The organism is Saccharopolyspora montiporae (genome assembly GCF_015209505.1).
GTDB classification, from domain to species: Bacteria; Actinomycetota; Actinomycetes; order Mycobacteriales; family Pseudonocardiaceae; genus Saccharopolyspora; species Saccharopolyspora montiporae.
This window is the reverse complement of the sequence record NZ_JADEYC010000005.1, coordinates 156945-178745: the sequence shown is the minus strand read 5'-3', so window position 1 is coordinate 178745 and position 21801 is coordinate 156945. Positions and strand designations below refer to the sequence as shown.

22 protein-coding genes are annotated in these 21801 nt (G+C 72.6%); 4 read left to right on the top strand and 18 right to left on the bottom strand.

Annotated features, from left to right (window positions below):
• Position 1 precedes the first annotated feature (1 nt).
• The 11 genes from IQ251_RS03235 to IQ251_RS03185 form a co-directional block, all read right to left on the bottom strand.
• The gene (locus tag IQ251_RS03235; protein WP_370591172.1) at positions 2-1021 is read right to left on the bottom strand and encodes a beta/alpha barrel domain-containing protein; all 1020 of its coding nucleotides are present in this window, start codon (positions 1019-1021) and stop codon (positions 2-4) included.
• Between the two features lie 73 nt (positions 1022-1094).
• Positions 1095-1871, bottom strand: coding sequence for a nucleotidyltransferase domain-containing protein (locus tag IQ251_RS03230; RefSeq protein WP_370591181.1), 777 nt, complete (start codon positions 1869-1871; stop codon positions 1095-1097).
• Complete coding sequence (locus IQ251_RS03225) at positions 1871-2275, bottom strand: PH domain-containing protein (protein WP_370591171.1); 405 nt, start codon at positions 2273-2275, stop codon at positions 1871-1873. The genes IQ251_RS03230 and IQ251_RS03225 overlap by 1 nt, the downstream gene beginning before the upstream one ends.
• A 64-nt stretch (positions 2276-2339) precedes the next feature.
• Positions 2340-2822, bottom strand: coding sequence for a 6,7-dimethyl-8-ribityllumazine synthase (gene ribH / locus IQ251_RS03220; protein WP_193926892.1), 483 nt, complete (start codon positions 2820-2822; stop codon positions 2340-2342).
• A complete protein-coding gene (locus IQ251_RS03215) occupies positions 2819-4120 on the bottom strand; it encodes a bifunctional 3,4-dihydroxy-2-butanone-4-phosphate synthase/GTP cyclohydrolase II (protein ID WP_193926891.1) in 1302 nt (433 codons plus the stop codon). The genes ribH and IQ251_RS03215 overlap by 4 nt, the downstream gene beginning before the upstream one ends.
• Positions 4121-4160: 40 nt before the next feature.
• A complete protein-coding gene (locus tag IQ251_RS03210) occupies positions 4161-4802 on the bottom strand; it encodes a riboflavin synthase (protein ID WP_193926972.1) in 642 nt (213 codons plus the stop codon).
• A gap of 53 nt (positions 4803-4855) precedes the next feature.
• Positions 4856-5890 carry a bifunctional diaminohydroxyphosphoribosylaminopyrimidine deaminase/5-amino-6-(5-phosphoribosylamino)uracil reductase RibD gene (ribD, locus tag IQ251_RS03205; RefSeq protein WP_193926890.1) on the bottom strand — a complete coding sequence of 345 codons (1035 nt, stop codon included), beginning with the start codon at positions 5888-5890 and terminating at the stop codon, positions 4856-4858.
• Positions 5891-5906: 16 nt separating this feature from the next.
• Positions 5907-6587: a ribulose-phosphate 3-epimerase gene (gene rpe / locus IQ251_RS03200; protein ID WP_193926971.1), complete on the bottom strand. Its 681-nt coding sequence runs from the start codon at positions 6585-6587 to the stop codon at positions 5907-5909.
• Between the two features lie 100 nt (positions 6588-6687).
• The gene (locus tag IQ251_RS03195; RefSeq protein ID WP_370591170.1) at positions 6688-8082 is read right to left on the bottom strand and encodes an amino acid permease; all 1395 of its coding nucleotides are present in this window, start codon (positions 8080-8082) and stop codon (positions 6688-6690) included.
• Positions 8083-8170: 88 nt separating this feature from the next.
• Positions 8171-8584: an OsmC family protein gene (locus IQ251_RS03190; protein ID WP_193926889.1), complete on the bottom strand. Its 414-nt coding sequence runs from the start codon at positions 8582-8584 to the stop codon at positions 8171-8173.
• Positions 8585-8655: 71 nt separating this feature from the next.
• The gene (locus tag IQ251_RS03185; protein WP_193926888.1) at positions 8656-9690 is read right to left on the bottom strand and encodes a winged helix-turn-helix domain-containing protein; all 1035 of its coding nucleotides are present in this window, start codon (positions 9688-9690) and stop codon (positions 8656-8658) included.
• Positions 9691-10156: 466 nt separating this feature from the next.
• Here IQ251_RS03185 and IQ251_RS03180 point away from each other — a divergent pair, with 466 nt between their 5' ends.
• The 3 genes from IQ251_RS03180 (at position 10157) to IQ251_RS03170 (ending at position 11493) form a co-directional block, all read left to right on the top strand.
• Positions 10157-10504: an SH3 domain-containing protein gene (locus tag IQ251_RS03180; protein WP_193926887.1), complete on the top strand. Its 348-nt coding sequence runs from the start codon at positions 10157-10159 to the stop codon at positions 10502-10504.
• 115 nt (positions 10505-10619) lie between these two features.
• Entirely contained in the window at positions 10620-10985 is a 366-nt protein-coding gene (locus IQ251_RS03175) for a hypothetical protein (protein WP_193926886.1), read from the top strand.
• A 148-nt stretch (positions 10986-11133) separates the two neighbouring features.
• Positions 11134-11493 (top strand): SH3 domain-containing protein, encoded by a 360-nt coding sequence (locus IQ251_RS03170; protein WP_193926885.1) that lies wholly within the window; start codon positions 11134-11136, stop codon positions 11491-11493.
• 57 nt (positions 11494-11550) lie between these two features.
• On the opposite strand, the gene IQ251_RS03165 is transcribed toward IQ251_RS03170, so the two are convergent.
• The 6 genes from IQ251_RS03165 to IQ251_RS03140 all read right to left on the bottom strand — a co-directional run bounded on the left by IQ251_RS03165 (position 11551) and on the right by IQ251_RS03140 (position 18498).
• Positions 11551-12000 (bottom strand): nucleoside deaminase, encoded by a 450-nt coding sequence (locus IQ251_RS03165; RefSeq protein WP_193926884.1) that lies wholly within the window; start codon positions 11998-12000, stop codon positions 11551-11553.
• Between the two features lie 18 nt (positions 12001-12018).
• Complete coding sequence (locus tag IQ251_RS03160; RefSeq protein ID WP_193926883.1) at positions 12019-13431, bottom strand: RsmB/NOP family class I SAM-dependent RNA methyltransferase; 1413 nt, start codon at positions 13429-13431, stop codon at positions 12019-12021.
• On the bottom strand, positions 13428-14360 hold the full coding sequence (gene fmt / locus IQ251_RS03155; RefSeq protein WP_193926882.1) for a methionyl-tRNA formyltransferase: 933 nt from the start codon (positions 14358-14360) through the stop codon (positions 13428-13430). The genes IQ251_RS03160 and fmt overlap by 4 nt, the downstream gene beginning before the upstream one ends.
• Entirely contained in the window at positions 14360-14908 is a 549-nt protein-coding gene (gene def, locus IQ251_RS03150) for a peptide deformylase (RefSeq protein WP_193926881.1), read from the bottom strand. Before def ends, fmt begins: the two co-directional genes overlap by 1 nt.
• 91 nt (positions 14909-14999) lie before the next feature.
• Complete coding sequence (gene ggt, locus IQ251_RS03145; RefSeq protein ID WP_193926880.1) at positions 15000-16790, bottom strand: gamma-glutamyltransferase; 1791 nt, start codon at positions 16788-16790, stop codon at positions 15000-15002.
• A gap of 94 nt (positions 16791-16884) precedes the next feature.
• Positions 16885-18498: a putative glycoside hydrolase gene (locus IQ251_RS03140; protein WP_193926879.1), complete on the bottom strand. Its 1614-nt coding sequence runs from the start codon at positions 18496-18498 to the stop codon at positions 16885-16887.
• 207 nt (positions 18499-18705) lie between these two features.
• Here IQ251_RS03140 and IQ251_RS03135 point away from each other — a divergent pair, with 207 nt between their 5' ends.
• Positions 18706-19734 carry a polysaccharide deacetylase family protein gene (locus IQ251_RS03135; RefSeq protein ID WP_193926878.1) on the top strand — a complete coding sequence of 343 codons (1029 nt, stop codon included), beginning with the start codon at positions 18706-18708 and terminating at the stop codon, positions 19732-19734.
• Between the two features lie 4 nt (positions 19735-19738).
• On the opposite strand, the gene IQ251_RS03130 is transcribed toward IQ251_RS03135, so the two are convergent.
• A complete protein-coding gene (locus IQ251_RS03130) occupies positions 19739-21757 on the bottom strand; it encodes a primosomal protein N' (protein ID WP_193926877.1) in 2019 nt (672 codons plus the stop codon).
• Between the last annotated feature and the right edge of the window lie 44 nt (positions 21758-21801).

The following is a 21801-nucleotide window of genomic DNA, read 5'->3' as shown; positions in this document are numbered from 1 at the left end:
GTCAGCGCGGAGGTTGGTAGTTCTCGATGCGGCGCAAGACGTTTCGGATGCGGATCGCGTGCACCGGGGAGAGCGCGTAGCCGGGATAGCTGGCGAACCAGGAGGCGCTGCCCAGGCTGACCGCGTCGGCACCGGCCCAGAAGTACTCGCGGCAGTCGTCGAAGCTGCGGATCCCGCCGGTGGCGATCACCGGCAGCGTCACCCCGGCATCGCGCAGTTCCTTGACCACGCGCAGGCCGACCGGCTTGATCGCCCTGCCGGACAGGCCGCCGAATCCGTTGCGCAGCAGCGGTTCTCCGGTGTTCGGATCCAGTCGCAGGCCCTTGAGGGTGTTGATCGCGGTCAGCGCCGAGACGCCGTGCCGGGCGGCCAGCCGGGCGTGCCCGAGGTAGTCGTAATCCGGCGAGAGCTTGAGGATCACCGGGTGCCTGCTGCGCGGCACCGCCTCGGCCAGCACCGATTCGATGATCGCGTTGAAGTCGAAGTTGACGTTGTGGCAGGAGACGTTGAACTCCACCGCCGCGATCTCGCCGGCCGGTACCGCCGCGTTGATCTTGTCCACCAGCGTCACGAACTCCTCGGCGGAGAACCCGCCGACGGAGATGATGGTGTTCTGCTCCCGGGTGCGCGGGTAGTAGTCGCGCAGGTAGGCATCGATGCCGACGTTGCACCAGCCGAACGCGTTGAGCCAGCCGCCGTCGACCTGGCGCAGCGCCTGCCCGTACCGCTTGAGCAGCCCGGGCAGCTCGCGCAGCGGCCACACGTCGCGGGTGGTGAAGTGCCCCTCGCGCGGTTCGACCGTGACCGTGCGCGTGGTGATCGCCCCGAACCGCGACAGCGGGACGAACTTCGAGATCGGACTCATGCCGTAGGGCACGACACCGCTGTTGGCCACCCCGTAGCCGAGCAGGCTGGACGAGGTCACCAGCCGGTTGCGCAGCCGGATGCCCCCCAGATCCACGCCCTGTCCCGGATCGGGATCCGGCACCAGCCGAAGGTTGCGCTCCTGGGCCACGCTCACGATGTCCTCCTACCCGCCGCACGCTTCATCGGTCATTCTCCTCGCGTACGACACCGGCCGCGGAGGCGGGGCGTCAGCGCGCGTCCGGGACGCCGCCGGCCGCACGCACCGCCGCGGCGCAGCGTTCGCGCACCCGGTCGACCGCGGCGACCAGCCCGTCCGGCCCGGTGCCGGGCTCGGCGAGCACCTCATCGACCCCGCGCAGCCCGGCCGACTCCAGCAACCGCTTCTCGTTGGTCACCCACGTCCCGCGCGCGGCGCACACCGCGTGCGCGGCCTGGCAGGAGGCCTGGGCCAGAGCTCCCGCCGTTTCGGCCACCCGACCGAACCGGGCGTGGTTGCCCCGGGTGTAATCGAGGGTCAGCGCCGCGAACCGCCACCACCGTCCGGGCGCCTGCTCGCGCAGTGCGTCCGGGTACTCCGGCACATCGAGCTCACCGCGCAGCACCCGGCCGGTGGCCAGCTCCGCGAGCAGCATGTAGCCCGGCATCCCGGCCAGGTGGAACGTCAGCGGCTGCCAGTCGAACCGCCCGGCGCGGGCCTCGGCCAGCTGGTGCTCGACCACGTCCAGATCGCGGTAGTGCACGTCGACCGGTCGTTCGTCGATCTGCAGCCACGCCCCGCCGTCGAACAGCGGGCCCCACGCGCCCGGGTCGACGACCTCGCCCGGCCAGCCGAGACCGCGCAGGTTCCCGGCGTCGAAACCACCCCGGTAGTACAGCGCGACATCCCAGTCGCTGTCCGGGCGGTGCGTTGCGCTCCCGCGCGAACCGCCGAGGGCCACCGCGCGCACGCCGGGCAGCCCGGCGAGCCGGTCGGCGACGTGCTGGACGAACCGCTCGTCGTCGATCACGCCGCGTCCGCGTCCTCCAGGCTGCGCCGCAGCTCGCGGAGCTTGCGCATGGCCGCTACCGCGCGCTCGCCGTCGCTGGCCTGGATCGCCATGATCGGCACGTACTCGTCCTCGGGCAGCTCCAGCCGGGCCCACGGCGCACCGTTCGGGAAGCTGATCTGCTTCGAGACGTTCCACGAGTAGCGGTGCGTGCCGATGATGTTGCGCACCTCGATCCCGTCGGTGTCCGCGCGCAGCCGCGGGCGGGTCAGCAGCAGCACCCCGCCGGCCAGCAGCATGCCGAGCAACCCCATGGCCACCTGGTCCGAGATCCGGAAGTACACCCCGGTCGGCGTGTTGCGCAGCAGCGTGCCCACGACGCCGAAGATGATCACCAACGCCGCGGCGAGCGGATAGGCCACACGGCGCACCTTCCGCGGCCGGACCTCCACCGCACTCGCGTCCGTGCTCACAAGAGCCCCCCGTTCAGCCGTTCCCGTCGCGCAGCCGCTGAAGGACCAGCGCGGTGTCCAGGGCCGCGGCGGTCGCCTCGAAGCCCTTGTCCTCGATCGAGTCGTCGAACCCGGCGCGCGCCACGGCCTGTTCGACAGTGTCGCAGGTCAGCACGCCGTTGCCGACGGCGGTCGACTCGTCCAGCGCCACCCGGGTCAGCCCATCGGTCACCGAGTCGCACACGTAGTCGAAGTGCGGGGTACCACCGCGAATGACGGCGCCCAGCGCCACGACCGCATCGCACTGGCGCGCGAGTTGCTGGCACACGACCGGCAGCTCGACCGATCCCGGGACGCGGACCACCTCGGGTTCCGCGACCCCCGCCTCGCCCGCCGCCGCGACCGCCCGCGCGAGCATCTGCTCGATCAGGTCCTCGTGCCAGCGGATCGCCGCGATCCCGAGCCGCAACCCGCCCGCCTGCGGAACGCTGGTCCGCGGCCGCCCTTCTCCGCTCATGCCGTCACTCCGGATCCACCGTCGACACCGGCCTCGCCGTTGATCGACGAGTCCTCTCCGTCGTCCAGATTGTCCAGGTCGTGCCCCATCCGGTCGCGCTTGGTCCGCAGGTACCGGATGTTCTCCGGATTCGGCCGGATCGGCAGCGGTTCGCGGCCGACGATCTGCAGGCCGTAGCCCTCCAGCCCGACCCGCTTGGCGGGGTTGTTGGTGAGCAGCCGCATCGACTTGATCCCGAGGTCGCACAGGATCTGCGCGCCCTGCCCGTAATCGCGCCCGTCCACCGGCATGCCCAGGGCGACGTTGGCCTCCACCGTGTCGGCGCCGCTGTCCTGCAGCTGGTACGCCTGCAACTTGTGCATGAGGCCGATACCGCGGCCCTCGTGCCCGCGCATGTACAGCACCACACCGCGGCCGGCCTCGGCCACCTTGGCCATGGCCGCGTCCAGCTGCGGCCCGCAGTCGCAGCGCATCGAACCGAGCACGTCACCGGTGAGGCATTCGGAGTGCACCCGCACCAGGATGTCCTCGCCGTCGCCGATGTCGCCGTAGACCAGGGCGAGGTGCTCGATGCCGTCGATCTTGCTGTCGTAGCCGACCGTGCGGAACGTGCCGTGCGCAGTGGGGATGCGGGCCTCGGCGACCCGCACGACCTGCTTCTCGAACCGGCGGCGGTAGCTGATCAGGTCGGCGATGGTGATGATCGCCAGGTCGTGCTCCTCGGCGAAGACTTCCAGCTCGTCGCGCCGGGCCATGTCGCCTTCGGACTTCTGGCTGACCACCTCGCACAGCGCGCCGGCCTCGGTGAGCCCCGCCAGCCGGGACAGGTCCACGGCCGCCTCGGTGTGCCCGGGGCGGCGCAGCACACCGCCGTCGCGCGCCCGCAGCGGAACCACGTGCCCGGGCCTGGTCAGGTCGTCGGGCACCGATTCCGGCGAGGCCAGCACGGCCAGCGTGCGCGCCCGATCCGCCGCCGAGATCCCGGTGGACACGCCCTCGGCCGCGTCGACCGTGACGGTGTAGGCGGTGCCCTTGCGGTCCTGGTTCCAGTGGTACATCGGCGGGAGGTCGAGCCGGTCGCAGTCCGCACCGGTGAGCGCCACGCAGATATAGCCCGAGGTGTAGCGGACCATGAAGGCCACCAGCTCCGGGGTCGCCTTCTCCGCCGCGAAGATGAGGTCGCCCTCGTTCTCCCGGTCCTCGTCGTCGACCACGACCACCGGGCGGCCGGCCGCGATGTCGGCCAGTGCCCGCTCGATGCTGTCGAACCGCTCCGTACTCACAGCGTCATCGCCCATCTCTACCCGGCCCACACTTCGGGGGCCACCTGCTCCCAGATCACCGCACCTGGTCGCCATTGTCCTCCGAACGGTCCCGCCCATCGCGACTCCGTCCGGACAATTGTGCGGCCGCGAGCCGCTCCAGGTGTTTGGCCAGCACATCCACTTCGATGTTGACCTCGTCACCTGCGGACCGCAGACCCAACGTGGTGAGGTCGAGAGTGGTCGGGATCAGCGCGACGCTGATGTCCCGTTCCCCCGCCTCGACCACGGTCAGTGATACCCCATCGATCGTGATGGAGCCCTTCTCCACCAGATAGTGGGACAGGCGTCCGGGGATCTCGAACCGGGTCAGCCCGCCTTCGGCCGCGCCGCGCAGCACTCCCGTGCCGTCCACGTGGCCCTGCACGATGTGCCCGCCGAGCCGGTCGCCGAGCGCCATGGCGCGCTCCAGGTTCACCCGGTCCCCGACGGCCACCGCCCGCAGCGCCGAGGAGCGCAGCGTCTCGGCGACCACGTCCACCGCGAACACCCCGTCCTCGGCGGTCAGCACGGTCAGGCACACCCCGTTGACCGCGATCGAGTCCCCGTGCTTCGCATCCGAGGTGACCACGGGTCCGCGGATGGTGAGCCTGCTGCCGTCGTCCAGCTCCTCCACCGCGGTGACGGTGCCCAGTTCCTCGACGATCCCGGTGAACAACCCCATGCCTCCTCAGTCGTCGACCCCGCCGCAGCGGCGGGTTCGGCCCGCGATCACGACCGCGGGACCGGAACTGCGCTGATCCGCACGTCCGGGCCGCACATCGTCGTCTCCTCCACGTGCAACCGCCACGCCTGCGAGATGCTTCCCACTCCGGCGTATCCCAGCGCAGCGGTGCCGGAGCCGAGCAGCACCGGCGCCACGTAGGCCAGCACCCGGTCGATGCACCCGGCGGCCGCGAAGGCCCCGGCCAGCGTCGGCCCGCCCTCCAGCAGCACCTCGACCACGCCCCGTTCGGCCAGCTCGGCGAGCACCGCGGCCGGGTCGTGGCCGGGGATCCGCACCGTCGGCGCGGCGTCGTCGAACACCTGCGCCCCGGACGGGACCGCCCGGTCACCCACCACCACGCGCAGCGGCTGATGCGCGGCGAGCCCGCCGTCCGGGGTGCGCGCGGTCAGCCGCGGATCGTCGGCCAGCACCGTGCCGGTCCCGGCGACGACCGCATCGGCCCGCGCCCGCACCCGGTGCACCTCGGCGCGGGACTCGGCCGAGCTGATCCATCGGCTGGTGCCGTCCTCAGCGGCCGAACGCCCGTCCAGCGACGCCGCGTACTTCCAGGTCACGTGCGGACGTCCGGTGCGAGCGGCGTGCAGCCAGGAGCGGAGCGGCCCGGCGGCGACCTCGTCGGCCAGCACTCCGCCGCGCACCTGCACCCCGGCGTCGGACAGCTGCCGCGCCCCGCCCGCCGCGGCGGGGTTCCGGTCGGACACCGCGTAGACCACCCGCGCGATTCCCGCCGCGCGCAACGCATCCGAGCACGGCGGCGTGCGCCCGGTGTGCCCGCACGGCTCCAGGGTCACCACCGCGGTTCCGCCCGCCGCGCGCTCACCGGCCGCGCACAGCGCCACGACCTCGGCGTGCGGACCGCCCGGCGGCTGCGTGGCACCGGTCCCGACCACCGCACCGCCCGCGTCGAGCACGACGCAGCCGACCGGCGGGTTGGGGCTGGTGGTGCCCACGACTTCCTCCGCGGCGGCCAGCGCGGTGCGCATGGCCGTTTCCTCGGCGGAGCCGTTCTCGGAGCTCATCGCGCGCGGGGACTCGTCACCGGCGAGCGTGCGCGAAACCGGGTGCGGCCTGCCCGCGCAGAGCCTCGACCGCGCGGGCCGGATCCTCGGCGTTGTACACGGCCGACCCGGCCACGAAGCAGTCCACCCCGGCCTCGGCGGCCTGTTCGATGGTGTCCGCGTTGATGCCGCCGTCGATCTCCACCAGCAGCTTGAGGTGCCCGGTGTCGACCAGGTCGCGCGCGGTGCGAGCCTTGTCCAGCACCTCGGTGATGAACTTCTGGCCGCCGAAGCCCGGTTCCACCGACATCACCAGCAGCGTGTCGTAGTGCTTGAGCACGTCGACGTTGGGCTCCAGCGGCGTACCGGGCTTGATGGACAGGCCCGCCTTCGCGCCGGCGGCCTTGAGGTCCTTGGCGATGGCGACCGGGTCCTTGGCCGCCTCCGCGTGCACCGTGACGTTGTGCGCGCCGGCTTCGGCGTAACCGATGGCCCAGTGGTCCGGGTTCTCGATCATCAGGTGGCAGTCCATCGGGATGTCGCTGGTCTTGAGCAGCGACTCCACCACCGGCAGCCCGAGGGTCAGGTTCGGCACGAAGTGCGCGTCCATCACGTCGACGTGCAACCAGTCCGCCCGGGTGCCGGGTTCGCCGTCCACGGCGGCGATCTCATCGGCCAAGTGGGCGAAGTCTGCGGACAGGATGGAGGGCGCGATCATCGGCTGGTTCGACACATCGGGAGTGTAAGACCCGGCGTGGCGCGGCCGCCGCGCCGGTCGCACCCCCGATCTCACCCGGACGGTCGAGGGACGGGCCGGGTCAGCCGACCTCGCGGGCCCGGCGGCGCTGTACGAGGTAATAAGCGACGCAGAGCACGGCCAGGAACGGGACGCCCGCCTTCCACGCGGTGCTGAACTGCTCGGTGAACGGCGTGGACAGCAGCACCGCCACGAAGAAGCCGCCCGCCAGCACCGTGGTCGCCGGAGCGCCGCGCAGCCGCACCGGGGCCGGGTCCAGCCCTGCGCGGGCGCGGCTGCGCCGGAACACCACGTGGCTGGCGAAGATGAGCACCCACACCACCAGCGCGCCGAACAGCGCCAGGCCGATGAGCAGCGGGAACGCGGTGTCCTCGGCGACGACCGCGAGCACCGCGGCCAGCACGAGCCCGGCCGCCGACAGCAGCAGCGCGCGCTGCGGGACACCGTTGCGCCCGATCCGCGCGAACCAGCGCGGCGCGTAACCGTCCGCGGCCAGCGAATGCGTCATCCGCGCCGTGAGGTAGAGGTTCGTGTTCATCGCGGACAGCGCCGCGGTGAGCACCACGAAGTTCATCACCCCGGCCGCCGCGGGCACGCCCGCCAGATCGAACAGCCGCACGAACGGGCTCTCGGTGACCTCCTCGGCCGTCGAGACCTGGTTCCACGGCAGGATCGAGACGACCACCAGCATGCCCAGCACGTAGAACAGCCCGAGGCGCAGCACCATCGTGCGCGCGGCGCGCGGGACGTCGCGGGCGGGATTGCGGGATTCGGCGGCCGTCATGGACACGGCCTCGGTGCCCAGGTAGGAGAAGGTCACCACGGTCAGCGCCAGCCAGACCGCGCCGATGCCGTTGGGCAGGAAACCGCCGTGCTCGGTCAGCGCGCCGACCCCGGCCGGTTCGCTGCCCGGCAGGCCGAAGACGATGTAGAAGATCCCGAGCCCGATGAACACGACGATCGTGACGACCTTGATCATCGCGAACCAGTACTCGAACTCGCCGAAGAACCGCACCGCGGCGAGGTTCACCGCGAGCATGATCACCGAGAACGCGACGACCGGGATCCACAGCGGCAGCTGCGGGTACCAGAACTGCATGTACAGCCCCGCTGCGATGACCTCGCTGCCGACGTTGACCACCTGGGCGGCGAAGTAGATCCAGCGGGACACGAAACCCGCCAGACCGCCGAGGTAGCGCTGCGCGACCGCGCCGAACCCGCCCGCTTCCGGATGCACCGCCACCATCTCCGCGAGCGCGAAGGCCAGTGCCAGCGCGGCGAACGCGGCCACCGCGTAGGCGATGACCACCGCGGGCCCGGCGATGTTGATGGCCAGCCCGGATCCGAGGAACAACCCGGTCCCGACGGCGCCGCCGATGGCGATCATGCCGACGTGCCGACCGCGGAGATCCCTGCGCAGCCCGGACGGTGCCGCCGCCCCGGTGTCCTGCTCCACTCGGTGTGCCTCCTCGCCGCTCGATGTGCCCGTGCACCCTACGACGCGGTGCGGTCGGCCCCACCGAGCGGCGGTGCGGATCCCGGTGTCAGCGCGGCGGTTCCAGTTCGACCGGCGTGCCGGATTCCACCGAGCGGCTCACCGTGCAGGACCGTTCGACGGCGCGCTGCACGGCCTCGGACAGCTTCACGCGCTGCTCCGGATCCACCTGGTCCAGGTCGACGTCGAAGGTGACCTGCACGGACGCGAAGCGGTTCGGGTCGGCCGGATCCGTGCTGCGGTCCGCGCGCACCCGCAGCGGGGCGTCCTCGCCGATCCGGCGGACCAGCAGGTTCTCGCTCGTCACGGCGGAGCATCCGGCGATGGCCGCCAGCAGCAGCTCACCCGGGGTGAAAGCCCCCGGTGCGCCGTCCCTACCGATGGCGACCTGCGCGCCGCGCGGATTGGTCGCGGTGAAGGTGTGTTCGCCGGTGCGGGCGACTTCGATCGGTGTGGACGACATCTGCCACCGCCTGGTTCTCGGGTGCCTGGGACACCCGGGCAACCAGTGGTGCAACGTTTTTGTTCCCCGGCTCACCCGGCCGACGGCACCAGGCCGCCCGGGTGGAGTTCACCGAGCGGCGACTCCGCGGGCGGATGGCCGGACACCACGGTCACACCGCGGCCGGTGAGCCCGTGCAGCACGGTGTTGCGCTCCCGCACGCTGTGCACGAGTCCCGCGCTGCGCAGCACGGCCGCGTGCTTGCTGGCCGCCCCGACCGAGATCCCCACGCGCCGCGCCAGTTCCGAGGTGGACCGGGTCGCGCGCAGCTCGCGCAGCACCTGAGCCCGGGTGGGCCCGACGAGGACACCGAGCTCGACGGCGGCGCGTTCCGGGACCACATCGGCGCCGACCGGGTAGACCAGCACCGGCGGCAGTTCGGCGTCGACGAACCCGACGGGTTTGCCGTGGCAGAAGTACGAGGGGATCAGGGTGATCCCGCGCCCGCGCAGGTGCAGGTCCCGGTCCGGACCCGGGTAGTCGGCGACCAGCACCGGCGGTTCCCAGCGCATGCAGCCGGGCAGGCTGGCGAGCAGGCCTTCTGCCCCGCCGGTGCACAGGCTGCGCACCCGGGCTTCGCGTTCCGCGAGCACGCACCGCGCGATCTCGTCGGCGTGCGGCCGCAGCACGAGTTCGTGGTAGCGCTGCAGCGCGATGCGCACGGCGCGGGCGGCGCCCTGCTCCCCGTCGGCGAAGGCCGCCACCCACGCCGGAGCGCGCTGCGCGCCGAAGACCTGCCCCAGTTCCGCGTGCCGGCGCGGGCGCGGGGTGGACAGCACGTCGTCGAGCTGCGCTTCGAACGGTCCCGTCCCGTCGACCGGGGTGAGGAAGTCCGGGAACGCACCGGCCGGCGGCACCAGCGTGCTCAGCAGCCGCAGGTCGGCACGCGCGTGCGGGGCGGAGCCGAGGCGTTGCCGCGCCGCGCGCAGCCAGTGCTGGTGGCGGTTCAGCGGTGACCCCGACTGCAGGACGTGCAGGCTCAGCACCAGTTCCCACATCGGGTGCGGGTCGCGGTGCAGCCGGGTCCGCGCGAGGTCCTGCCCGGTGAAGTGGATGCGAAGTACCAACGTTCCCCCAGTGGTGCTCCGACGACCGCAGCGCGGCCGGTCCGGGATCACTATGCCACGGGCTAATGGATGATCGAACCACTTACCCATGTTTCACTCGAACAGCGCATCGGCTGCGCGGTGTTTTCCGATCCGCGCAAACACCTGGTCACCCCAGGTGCGGGTCCGGAAGATCCGAGTGGTCGCTCCCCGAGGACGGAGCGTCGGACACCGGACGCGGATCCGCTTCCGCAACGGCACTGGGGGACTCACCGTGCGCAGCACCAGTCGGCAGGCATCGCGCGCTCACCCGCCTCGACGCGGGACGGCACCGCCCGTCCGCAGCGGCCGAGCCGCAGAGCGCACCGGCCTGCTCGGGCATACCGGTTCTCGCGCACGTCCCGAGCTCGATCACTGCCCGGCACGCACCGGGCGCAGCAGCACGGCCCGGTGCCGCACCGGGTCCGTTCACCAGAGAGGACACGTCATGCGCAAGTTCACCACCGGACTGGCCCTGGCCGCCGGAATCGCACTGTCCACAGTGGCTCCGGGAGTCGCGGCCAGCGAACCGGCCCCACCTCCTCCGCCACCGAACTGCTCCAAGACGGAGCCGGACAAGGACAACTCGAAGTACGCCAAGCTGTTCAGGACGAACCACGTCAACGTCCGCAGCGGCCCGAGCACCACCTGCAAGGCGCTCGGCCAGGGCGTCACGTCGCAGAAGGTCGACCTGCACTGCACCGCCGGCACCTGGACCTACCTGCGGTTGTCCACCGGAGTCGAGGGATGGGTGAACAACGGCTATCTGAAGGACACGTCCGACGTCCACTGCTGATCGGGATACCTTGCGGCACGCGGCACCACGCCGTGTCGCGACCACCGGAGGCGCGGGACGACGGCGTCCGGATCAGCAACACCCGAGCGAGCAACCGAACGACAGGAGAACGCTCATGCGCAGGATGACCACCGGACTGGCCCTGGCCACCGGGATCGCGGTGTCCACAGTGGCTCCCGGTATCGCGACTGCGGTTCAGGAGGAACCCGCGAGAGCACCGGACGTCCGCTGCGATACCCGGAAGATGCCGGACAGGGACCACTCGAAGTACGCCAAGCTGTTCAAGGAGAACTCCACCTTGATCCTCGACGGGCCGAACTGCACGCCGGTCGGCCAGGGCCAGAAGTCGCACCGGGTCGACCTGCACTGCTACACGACCCAGTGGACCTACCTGCGCAACGCCGAGACGAACGTCGAGGGCTGGGTGCGCAACGACATGCTCGACGAGCTCCCGCACGAGGACGCGACCTGCCCCATCTGATCGCGTCCGGTCGAACCCCGGGTGGCGTCCGGGCCCCGCGGATCGGCTCGCACCCGGACCGAACGTCGCCCACCCAGTCCCGATCAACGCTGCGGGAACGAGACCACGGGCAACGCACGCAAACCCAAGCACAACCGAGGAGAACACCATGCGCAGGATGACCGCCGGACTGGCCTTGGCCGCCGGAATCGCACTGTCCACATTGGCCCCCGGAATCGCAGCGGGTGAGCAGCGGGTGCCGACTGCCGCACCGGCCGCCGGGTGCGAGACCGGGAAGATGCCGGACAAGGACCAGTCGAAGTACGCCAAGCTGTTCAAGAACGACTTCACCAACATCCGCAGCGGCCCGAACTGCGATGCGGTCGGCCAGGGCCAGAAGTCGCACCGGGTCGACCTGCACTGCTACACGACCCAGTGGACCTACCTGCGCGACGTCGAGACGAACGTCGAGGGGTGGGTGCGCAACGACATGCTCAAGAAGACCCCGGACGCGGTCTGCCCCACCTGATCACGTCCGGTCGACGGTCCCGCGGTGACGCCCTGCCGCGGGGCCGTCCCCCGGGAATCACCGGGCGCGGCCGATGTCCTCGAACCACAGTTCCGGCCGGGCCGCGACGAACTCGTGCATGATCCGCGCGCACTCGGCGTCGTCCAGCACCTGCACCTGCACGCCGTGCTCGGTGAGCCAGTCGTGCCCGCCGTGGAACGTGCGGGCCTCGCCGATCACCACGCGGCCGATGCCGAACTGGCGCACCAGACCGCTGCAGTACCAGCACGGCGACAACGTGGTGACCATGGTCGTGTCCGCATAGGAGCGCTGCCTACCCGCGGCGCGGAACGCGGCGGTCTCGGCGTGCGCGGAGGGATCACCGTCCTGCACCCGGCGGTTGTGCCCGCGGCCGAGCACCTCACCTGCCGGGCCGAGCAGCGCGGCACCGATCGGGACCCCGCCTTCAGCCAGCCCGGCCCGGGCTTCGGCGAGCGCCACATCGAGCCCCTCGCGAGCTCCGCTCATCGCCACCCTCCGGGCCGGTCACGCGCGCAGCAGCGCGCAGAACATGGCGTCCGTGCCGTGCCGGTGCGGCCACAGCTGCACCGACGGCCCCTCGCCGAGGTCCGGGACGTCCGGGAACCACGGCCGGGCATCGATCTCCTCGGCACCGGTGCGGCGCACGGCGTCGGCCACCACGCCCTCGGTCTCGGCCAGGTGCGGCGAGCACACCACGTAGGCGACGATCCCGCCCGGCCTGGTGAGCCGGATCGCCGACAGCAGCAGTTCGCGCTGCAGCTTGCTCAGCTCGCCGATGTCCGAGGGCTTGCGCCGCCAGCGGGCCTCGGGCCTGCGCCGCAGCGCGCCCAATCCGGTGCACGGCGCGTCGACCAGCACCCGGTCGTAGCCGGGTTCCAGTCCGGGCTCGCGGCCGTCGGCCACGTGCACCGCGACCGGCAGGCCTTCGGTGGCCCGGCGCACCAGGTCGGCGCGGTGCGCGGTCTGCTCGACCGCGTCCAGCGCACCGCCGTCCAGCGAGGCCAGCGCCCCGAGCAGCGCGGCCTTGCCGCCCGGGCCGGCACACAGGTCCAGCCACCGTGCGTCCGAGCCGCCGACCTCGGGCCGGGTCGCGGCCAGCGCCACGAGCTGGCTGCCCTCGTCTTGCACGGTCGCGAACCCCTCGCGGACCGGCTCCAGGTCGCCGGGGTCGCCGGCCCCGGCTTCCAGGCGCACGCCGTAGGGCGAGTACGGGGCCGGGTCGCCGCCGGTGATCGCGGCCAGTTCGTCCGCGCTGATCTCCCCGGGCCGGGCGGTCAGGTGCACGGCGGGCCGAGCGTCGTCGGCGGCCAGCGCGTCCGCCAGCTCCTGTTCGCCGCCCAGCGAGTCGGCGAACGCCTGGGCGATCCAGCGCGGGTGGGCGTGCCGCAGCGCCAGGTTGCCGATCGGGTCGGTGGCCGCATCCGGCGCGAGCTCATCGAGCCAGCCCTGCTCGTCCTTCTCGGTCACCTTGCGCAGCACGGCGTTGGCGAAACCGGAGAGCTTCGTGCCGTTCTCGAACCGAACGATATCCACTGTGGACGCGACTGCCGCGTGTGCCGGAATCCGGGTGCGCAGCAGCTGGTACACGCCGACCCGCAGCGCGTCGACCATGGCCGGTTCCATCTCGGCCACCGGGCGGCTGCTGCAGGCCGCGATGACCTCGTCCAGCAGCCCCTGCGCGCGGCACGTGCCGTAGGTCAGCTCGGTGGCCAGCGCCGCATCGCGCCCGGTGATGGCGCGCTGCTTGAGCAGCGGAGGCAAAGCCAGGTTGGCGTAGGCGTCGCGCTCGCGGACCGCCCGCAACGTCTCCACCGCGGCCATGCGGACCGGATCGATGTCCACCGGGCGAGCCGGGTCCGGCTTGCGCTTCGGGGGACGGGACTTCGGCGGGCGCGACGGGCGCCTGCGGTCGTTCACGTGAGCTGTTCTCCTCGCTCGATGCGGGTGCCGCGGGCCCAGTCCGCAGCCGCCATCCGCTTCTTCCCTGCCGCCTGCACCGCACCCAGCTCCACCGGAGCGGTGGCGGTGCCCACCAGCACGCGGCGCCGTTCCACCACGATCTCACCCGGTTCCGGCCGGACCTCGGCGGCCTCGGCCACCCGCACCGGCCCGAGCTTGAATCGCTCGCCGTCGAGCAGCGCCCACGCCCCCGGGTCGGGCGTGACCGACCGGATCAGGCGGTCCACCGCCTGCGCGGGCCGGGTGAAGTCGACCTTGGCGTCCTCGACGGTGACCTTCGGCGCATAGCTGACCCCGTCCGCGGGCTGCTCGCGTGCCTGGATCTCCCCGGTCTCCAACGAGTCCAGGGTCGCCACCAGCAGCTGCGCTCCGGAGACCGCGAGCCGGTCGAGGAGCTCGCCCGCGGTATCGGCGGGCCGCACCCGCTCGGTCGCGACCCCGTACACCGGTCCCGCGTCCATCTCCGGGACCAGCCGGAACGCGCTGACCCCGGTGAACTCGTCGCCGTGCCGCACCGCGGCCTGCACCGGGGCGGCTCCGCGCCACGCGGGCAGCAGCGAGAAGTGCAGGTTGAGCCACCCGTGCGGCGGGATCGCCAGCGCTTCCTCGCGCAACAGGGCGCCGTAGGCCACCACCGGGCAGCAGTCCGGGGCGAGATCGCGCAACCGCTGCAGGAATTCCGGATCCGCGGCGCGGGCCGGGGTGAGCACCTCGATCCCGTGCCGGTCGGCGAGCTCCCCGACCGGGGAGCGCACGAGCTTGCGGCCGCGGCCGGCCGGCGCGTCCGGGCGGGTGACCACGGCCACGACCTCGTGCCGGTCCGCGTCCAGCAGCGCCTGCAGCGCGGGCACCGCCGGTTCCGGGGTGCCGGCGAACACCACGCGCATCAGCGGCCCCCGCCGAACAGCGGGTGCGGGTTCTGCTTGACCACCGGCTCGCTGCCGGCGAACCAGTCGGCGCCGCGGATCTCGCGCATCGCGGCCTTGCGGGTCTGCTCGTCGAGCCGGTCCAGGAACAGCACGCCGTCCAGGTGGTCGGTCTCGTGCTGGATGCAGCGCGCCAGCAGGTCGGTGCCCTCGACCTCGACCGGCTCACCGTGCATGTTCCAGCCGCGCGCCACCACGTGCGCAGACCGCAGGCAGTCCCAGGACATGCCGGGGATGGACAGACAGCCCTCCGGTCCGAACTGGTCCTCGCCGCCGACGGCCGTCCAGGTCGGGTTGATCAGGTGCCCCGCGAAGCCGTCGCAGTGGTAGGTGAACACCCGCAGGCCCACCCCCAGCTGCGGTGCCGCCAGCCCGGCGCCCTGCTCGGCCTCCATCGAGTCCCACAGGTCGCGGACCAGGTTGCGCAGCTCCTTGTCGAAGTCGACGACCTCATCGGCCCGGCTGCGCAGCACCGGGTCGCCGAAGAGCCGGATCGGCTGGACTGTCACATGCGCTCCCTGCGTTGCGTCGAGGTCGGCGGGCACGACCCGCCGAGTCTAGTCGCCGTCTCCGGATCTCCGCGCAATGCCTCGGTGCACGTCAGGGCGCGGGCAGCACCACCGCCGCCGCGCCGCCGCCGCGGCGCTCCGGTTCGGCCGCCGCGAGCCACCGCCCGTCCGGGAGCCGTTCCAGCGCGGTGGCCGCGCCGATCTCCCCGCCGTCGGTGAACCGGTGCCCGAGCGCTGCCAGCTCGCGCGCCGGCCCGCTGTCCCGGAAGGCCGGTTCGGCCTCGGTCTCCGCGGTGTTGCGCTGCGACGCCCGCGGCGCGGCGATCGCGTCGACCAGCGGCATCCCGCGGTCCACGCGCCCGGTGAGCACCTGCAGCACGGTGGTGATGATGGTGGCCCCGCCGGGACTGCCCGCGGCCAGCACCGGTTCACCGTCGCGCAGCAGGATCACCGGGCTCATCGAACTGCGCGGCCGCTTGCCGGGACCGGGCAGGTTCGGATCGCCCTCGCCGGTGGCTTCGAAGTCGAAGTCGGTCAGCTCGTTGTTGAGCAGGAAACCCCGGCCGGGCACGACGATGCCGTTGCCGCCGGTCTGCTCGATGGTCAGCGTGTAGGACACGACGTCGCCGCTGCGGTCGGCCACCGTCAGGTGCGTGGTGTTCGGCCCCTCGTCCCCGGCCGGGCGCTGCGCGGTCCCGCCCGGGCAGCCGCCGGGATCGTGCGGTTCGCCGGGCGCCACCGGGGCGGGCAGCACCGCGTCGTCGCGGATCAGGCACTCCCGGGACGCCGCGAACCGGTCGTCGAGCAGCTGCTGCGTCGGCACGTCGGTGGACTCGGGATCGCCCACGTACCGGTCGCGGTCGGCGAAGGCGAGCTTGCTCGCCTCCAGGAAGCGGTGCAGGTACTGCGCGTCGTCCTGCACGGCCGGATCGGTGCGCTCCAGCACGTTGAGCGCCTCGCCGACCGCGATGCCGCCCGAGCTGGTCGGCGGCATGCCGTACACGTCCAGCCCGCGGTATCCGCTGCGCGTCGGCTCGGGCTCGGTGACCTCGTAGCCGCGCACGTCCTGCTCGGCCATCCGGCCCGGGCGCACCTCCCGGTCGGCCGCGGGATCCACCGGGGGCCGGTTGACCGCCGCGGCGACGTCCCGGCCGATGTCGCCGCGGTAGAACTCCGCGACGTCGTCACCGAGCTGCCGGTAGGTCTCGGCCAGGTCCGGATTGCGCAGCACCTGCCCGACCTCGGGCAGCCGGCCGCCGGGCAGGAACAGCTCGCGGGTGGCCGGGAAGTCGCGGAAGCGCTCCTCGTTGTCGGCGGTCTGCTCGCGGAACGTCTCGTCGACGGCGAACCCGTTCTCGGCGAGTTTGGTCGCCGGCCGCAGCACTTCGTCGAGCCCGGCGCTGCCCCAGTTGTCCAGGGCGCGCTGCCAGGTCGCCGGCGTGCCGGGGACGCCGGTGCCCAGGCCGCTGGTGATCGCCTCGTCCTCCGGGATCGGTGCGCCGTCCTGGAGGAAGAGGTCCTCGTCCACCGATCCCGGCGCCCGCTCCCTCCCGTCCACTGTGGATACCTTGCCGCTGTCCGCGTCGTAGTGCACGAAGTACCCGCCACCGCCGACACCCGCCGAGTACGGTTCGGTCACGCCCAGTGCCGCGGCCACCGCGACCGCGGCATCGGTAGCGTTGCCCCCGCGGCGCAGCACCTCCACACCGGCCCGCGTCGCGTCCGGATCGACGCTGCTCACCGCGCCGCCATAACCGACCGCCTCGGCCTGCTCCGGGGGTGCGGCCGATCCCGCGCCGGGCGGAGCGGCCTGCGCGACGGGCGCGACCAGGGCGCAGCACGCGACGGCGCTCAGTGCGGTTCGGACTGGTCTCGCGGGCATCGCACCCTCCCCGGCTCGGCGGTGCCGGACACTCTGCCAGATCCGCACCCCGATGTCCCGGCGCCGAACCGGGTTCCCGGAGGCCGGCACCCGCTCAGCCCTGCGGCGTCAGCGCCTCCCCGGTGTAGCGGCAGTTCGCCGCCCACAGCAGGAAGGAATCCATGTCGTTGCTGGCCGCGGCATCGATCTGCGCGCGCACCTCCTCCGGCCCGTACTCCGCGCCGAGGCTGAAGTCCTGCAGCCACGGGATGATCTGCACATCCGTCCCGCGCACGATGTCGGCGAACACCGCCAACGACCGCTGCACGATGTCGAACGGCTGCGCGTCCGGGTTGTCGACGTCGAACTCCCCCGGCGCCCAATGCGACGGATAGACCATCGGCGCGATGTAGTCCACGAACTGCGACATCTGGCGGATGTCCTGGGCGATCTCGGTGGGCCGGTCGACGGCGATGCCGAACACCGAAGCACCCAGCAGCGCGCCCCGCGAACGGACCTCGGGCTGGGTCTCGCGCAGGAATCCGGCCACGCTGGCCTCCGGAGTCGTCTGCAGGCCGGGCAGCCGCATCTCGCCGATGTCGCCGTCCGGCCGGCGCACGTAGTCGTAGAGGATGTCGTCGAAGCCCAGCTCGACCGCTTCGGCCGCGATGTCGATGTTGTACTGGCGCACCACCGGGTCCGCGAAGTTGGTGAACGCGAAGCTGCCGTACCCGCCGGTCGACCACGGCTGCCCGTCGCTGGTCTGCACCACGCGCTCGGGATGACCCGCACGCCACGATGATTCGCCCAGGATGGGGTCCTTGAACGCCACCAACCGGCCCACGACCCGCACCCCCATGCTGTGCAACTGGTCGATGCTCTGCTTGGCGTCGTAGTAGTTCTTGACCGCGCCGATCCGGTTGGCCAGCGGAACCCGGGAATCGTAGGGCACTTCGCCGCTCTCGTCCTTGATGTCGAGCTCCACCGTGTCGATGCGGCCCTGCCGCGCCATCTCCAGCACCGGCTCGCGCAGCGTATCGCTGGTCCAGGCCAGGCCGGTCATGTGCACCGCGCGCATCCCGGGATGCCGCACGTGCACCGTCATCATCTGCTCGGCGCGGTTTCCCGCCGCGTCGACGGCGGTGACGCGCACTTCCCGGTCCGGATTCTGCACCACCGAGGAGAACGAGCCGTCCGGCGCCGTCGGCACCGCGTTCCCGGCGACCTCGACGCGTTCGGCCCCCTGCGCGGTTCCCTCCACCGTCACCGGTTCGCCCGGGCGTTGCGGACGCAGCGAATCCGCCACCCGGAGCACCGGCGGCTCGCCGTCCACAGTGAACCGGTGCTCGGTGCTGGACGTGCCGAGCCACGACGGGCTCCGCGGCACCTGGACGCTGAGCTCGTGCTCGCCATCGGACAATTCGCCCGGACGTAACCCGATCGCCCCGTCCTGCTCGCGGGTCGGCACCGGACGGCCATCCAGCAGCACGACCGCCGAGGCGGAATCCGCCGTGTGCACGCGGATCTGCTGCACCGCTTCCCGCGTCACCGGCCCGTCGCCGCCCGCCCCGCTGACCCGAACGTCCGCAGTGGACAGCGAGCGCAGCAGCACGAACCCGACCAGCAGCACCAGGACCGTCGCCGCGCCCACCAGCACCGACCGCGGCACGGCCCGCAGCACGGCGCGCAGCTTCGCCGAGACACCGCGGTCCGCAGATGCATCCGACATCCTTCGCCTCCCCGACGTGGGCGAATTCCCGCGGCTGCGAACGGCTTCGGCAACCCGGACGACGCGTCAACCCTCGCAGGACCGCCACCCCCGGATCAACAGGTGATCGTTTCAGTGCGCCGCCGACACCTCGGTCCGGGTGAAACCCGATCACGCCCACCGCTTGGCGGAACCGCCCGAGCGCGCAGATCTCTACGGTGTGCCGGTATGTTCGCGCTCACGAACCGCCCCGGTGCCGTGCTCGCCGCGGCGGCCGCGCTCGGTCTGCTGGTGTCGGGATGCGCGGGAAGCGGTCCGGACGCCGCCACCGCGCCGCCCGCACCGCGGCCCGCTCCGCCACCTCCGGAACCGCCGCCGCCCGCACCGGAGGACGTGGGCGCCAACGAGCTCGGCGACGTCCCGGTGCTCATGTACCACCGGATCACCTCGGAGCCGTCCGGCGTTTACGAGCGCACGCCGGAGGACTTCCGCGCGGAGCTGCAGCGGTTGGCCGACGAGGATTACGTGCCGGTCACAGCCACCGAGTTCGCGACCGGGGACATCGACATCCCCGCGGGCAAGCACCCGGTGGTGCTCACCTTCGACGACGGCGCGACGAGCCAGTTCCAGGTGGACGGAGCCGGCAACCCGCTCCCGGGCACCGCGGTGCCGATCCTGCTCGACGTCGCCGAGCGCAACCCCGGTTTCGCACCGAAGGCGACCTTCTACGTCTTCGACCCGCCGTTCGAGGAACCCACCGGGCAGCGCAGCCTCACCTGGTTGCACGAGCACGGTTTCGAGATCGGCAACCACACCGTCGGCCACCCGAACCTCGGCCAGGTCCCGGCCGAGGAGGCCCAACAGGAGATCGCCGGGATGCACCGGATCATCCGCGAGGCGGTACCGCAGGCGCAGGTCCGCTCGCTGGCGCTGCCGCTGGGCGTGCACCCGGAGGACGAGCAGCTGGCCGCGGCCGGATCCGCCGACGGCGTCGACTACCGCTACGACAGCGTCATGCTGGTCGGATCGAACCCATCGTCCTCGCCACACGCGGCCGATTTCGACCCGCTGAACGTGCCGCGCATCCGATCGCAGGGACCGGAGGGCGAGGACGCCGACTACGGTTCGACCGCGTGGCTGGACTCGCTGGCCGCCGATCCGGGCGGCCGCTACACCTCGGACGGCGACCCGGACCGCATCTCGGCACCGCAGGACGCGCCGCCGGAATCCCCGGGCGCCGACGTCCACCGGTACTGACCGCTCACAGCATCTCCAGCGGATCCAGGCGCACCTGGAGTTCGCTGGCCTTGCGGGCCGCCCGCACCGCCTGCGCGTCGTGCAGCGCGCCGGCCAGCGCGCGGCCGTCGGTCCGCGGCACACGCACGATCAACCGCTCCCGCTCGGCGGCACCGTCCTCGTCGACCTCGCCGAGCGGGACCGGACCGAGGACTTCCGCGGACGGCGGGAGTTCGGCCAGGTCGAGCAGCGCCTCGATGGCGTCCGGAGCACCGTCCACCGCCGCGACCCGGCGCGCGGGCGGGAAGCCGAGTTCGGCGCGTTCGGCCAGTTCCAGCCCGGCGAACCACCCCGGATCCCAGCGCACCAGCGCCTGCACCGGCTGCAGGGTGGAATCGGCCATCACGATCACCCGTCCGCCCTGCTCGGCGGGACGCACCAGCGCGGCCGCGCCGAACCACAGGCGCAGCGCGGTTTCCGCCGCGCGCAGCTCCGGGCGGCCGAGCAGCGCCGCACCATCCATCAGCAGCGCCGCGCCGTACCCGCCCGCGGCGACCGGTTCGGCGCCCGGCGTGCACACCACCAGCGCCGGCCGGTCCGGCACGCTGGGCAGCACCGCTCCGGAACCCGAGGTCAGCACCGCGACATTGCTGAACGCCCGCCCCAGCTCCTCGGCAGTGCGCACCGCGCCGACCGCGACCGCGCGCAACCTGCGGGAACCGCAGGAGGAGCAGCGGAACGCGGCCTCGGCCGCACCGCACCACCGGCACGCGGCGGGTTTCGGCGCACCGCCTTCGGTACCGCCGGGCAGTGCCAGCGGTCCCGCACACCGCCGGCAGCGCGCCTTCTCCCGGCAATCCCCGCAGGCCAGTGCCGGGACGTATCCGCGCCGGGGCACCTGGACGAGCACCGGTTTCCCGGACTGCAGCGAGGTGCGCGCCGCCTCGAAACCGACCGACGGCAGCCGCGCGGCGCGGGCGGCCTCGTCCCGGGCCAGCTGCCAGTCCTCACCGATGGCGGTCACCCGCGGCGCGTGCCGGCGGAGCCGGTCGCGGTCGGCGGAGAGCTCGTGCGCCCACCCGGACTCCAGCAGCAGCGCCGCCTCCGCCGTCCGCGCGAACCCGCCCACGACCAACGCGGCGCCCGCGGCGTGCGCCCGATGCACCAGCACCTCGCGCGTGTGCGGGAACGGCACCTGCGGATAGCTGTGCAGCTCGTCCCCGTCATCCCACACCACCGCGAGCCCGAGGTCGTGCACCGGCGCGAACATCGCCGCGCGTGTTCCCACGACCACCCGCACCGCGCCGCGCAGCACCGCCAGCCATCGGCGGTAGCGCTGCTGCGGGGGCAGATCGGCGGACAGCGCCACGACCCCGTCCGTACCGAGCAGCTCGACGCAGGCGGCGTGCAGCCGGTCCACGTCGCGGTGGTCCGGCACCACCAGCAGCGCCCCGCGCCCCGCTGCGGCCGCGGTCGCAGCCGCCTCGGCCAACCGGGCCGGCCATTCCTCCCCCGGCAGCGCCTGCCACACGGCCCGCGCCCGGCGCCCGGCGCGCACCGCGTCCAGGAACGACGTGCCGTGCCGGTAGTGCTGCCACGCGGTGGGGTCCGGAACCTGCGGCGCCGGGCCGGGCTCGGTCGGTGCGTTCTTCTCCGCCGACGCGTGCCGCGGCGGCACGACCAGCCGGACCACGTCGGCGAGCATCCCCCCGTACTTGGCGGCGATCGCGCGGGACAGCTCCAGCAGCTGCGGGGTGAGCACCGGTTCGGCGGAGACCACGCGCTCCACCCAGGACAGCCTGCCGGTGAACTCGGAGCTCTGGACCCGCTCCAGCAGGTACCCGTCCACGAGCTTGCCGCGGAACCGCACCCGCAACCGGCAGCCGGGCCGGGCGTCACCGTCGAGCCGCTCCGGGATCAGGTAGTCGAACGGCCGGTCCAGGTGCACCGGCAGCGGGACGTCGACCAGCACTCGGGCCACGGGGAGCTCAACGGCCGCGGTCTGCTCCCGCGTCCCCGTGGTCGATGCCCGCTTGCCCACCATGACCCTTCTCTACCAGAACGGTGCAGCACCGCCCCGCTCACCAG